The organism is Pseudoalteromonas sp. BSi20480 (assembly GCF_000241365.1).
GTDB lineage: Bacteria > Pseudomonadota > Gammaproteobacteria > Enterobacterales > Alteromonadaceae > Pseudoalteromonas > Pseudoalteromonas marina.
Genome location: NZ_BADX01000172.1, coordinates 1 through 1,302, shown reverse-complemented (window position 1 = coordinate 1,302; position 1,302 = coordinate 1). Strand labels below are relative to the sequence as shown.

The following is a 1,302-nucleotide window of genomic DNA, read 5'->3' as shown; positions in this document are numbered from 1 at the left end:
AACCCCTCCACACTATTTTTGTTACATTTGGCCCCACTTAACTTAGCGGTAAGAAAAGTGGTGGAGGGAGCTGGATTCGAACCAGCGAAGGCTGAGCCGTCAGATTTACAGTCTGATCCCTTTGGCCGCTCGGGAACCCCTCCAATGCAACGGCGCTGATAATAGCAAAATGTGCCTTTAAGTAAAGAAAAAAGCTAAAGAAAATTTAAATAAAGCCGATAAATATTCATTACTCATTCCAATCGGCTAAAGTCTATGCAAATCGATGATTTGTTAATCACAGAGCAGCAATTAAGTACTCGGTTAAACCAAAGTGTACATGCAGACCGCCGTGGTGAATTTTCATTGCTGTTAGCAATGCTTTCACAAGATGCTTTAGATTTTAGTCAATTTCATTTACCTAAAAGTGAAATTGAAGATAACACAACTCAAGAAGCGCAGTTAAGAGAGCAATTAGGAGCAGGACCAAAGCAGCCATTAGCACCCAGTGAATTTAATATGCTAATTGGGCAGTTTAATGCACAGCGTTTGTCTTTGATTGGTGAGAATAAAGGCATGGCCGATATAAAGCTAAATCAGTGTTTAAACCCTGAGCCCTTTTCGATTAGAGATGATGTAAACCACATACCCCTACCCATTATAGATAATTGTGAACTTGCTGTGCGCAGGCGTTTACAAAAAGACGAAATAGAAATAGATAATCCAAAAATGGATGTCGCAGGCTTTTATGACGTTCTAACAGACGTAAATCAGCGTGAACCATTACATTTGACGATGGCATAATTTATGATTTCATCAAATAGTGTCTAGTTACACTACCCATCACTGATTAAATTTTACGACTGCACCAAATCCGAATTGACTAAAAATTGATTTAATGTAAAAAAAGCATCCAAAAATTAAATGCAATTGCTATAATGGCTTCAAATGGTATGACATGAATGCCGTTATCATTAAACCAAGGTAATTAGGAACGTAATGAAGAAAACATTCACGCTAAATCACGAGAAAATCAAATACCCTCGTATGGTTGATGCTGCAAAGCATGAAGTGAAAAAATATTTGAAAAGAGAGCGCAACAAAACTCTACCAGAAGATGCAGATTATTGGGCATTTGACTGTAAGTTTGGTAAAACGGTTGAAGATGCGCAAGTGGTTCATGTAGCTGAAATCAGCAACTGTATTAGCGATATTGAAAAGCAAGAATTGATGTCTTTTTACTTAGAAATATTGGCAAAACCTGCACAGCGTCAACAGCTAGACCTTGATAACGACGAGTAATAATTAGCGTTTGTGCATATC

2 protein-coding genes and 1 tRNA gene are annotated in these 1,302 nt (G+C 37.9%); 2 read left to right on the top strand and 1 reads right to left on the bottom strand.

All coding sequences use genetic code 11. The annotated features are described in order from the left end of the window. Positions 1–58: 58 nt before the first annotated feature. Positions 59–143 (bottom strand) — tRNA-Tyr (locus P20480_RS00775). 112 nt (positions 144–255) lie between these two features. Between P20480_RS00775 and P20480_RS00780 the strand changes: the two genes are divergently transcribed. Both P20480_RS00780 and P20480_RS00785 read left to right on the top strand, forming a co-directional pair. After that, positions 256–783 carry a VC2046/SO_2500 family protein gene (locus P20480_RS00780; protein ID WP_008132997.1) on the top strand — a complete coding sequence of 176 codons (528 nt, stop codon included), beginning with the start codon at positions 256–258 and terminating at the stop codon, positions 781–783. Between the two features lie 195 nt (positions 784–978). Further along, on the top strand, positions 979–1,281 hold the full coding sequence (locus P20480_RS00785; RefSeq protein WP_006792356.1) for a DUF6172 family protein: 303 nt from the start codon (positions 979–981) through the stop codon (positions 1,279–1,281). The last annotated feature ends 21 nt before the right edge of the window (positions 1,282–1,302 follow it).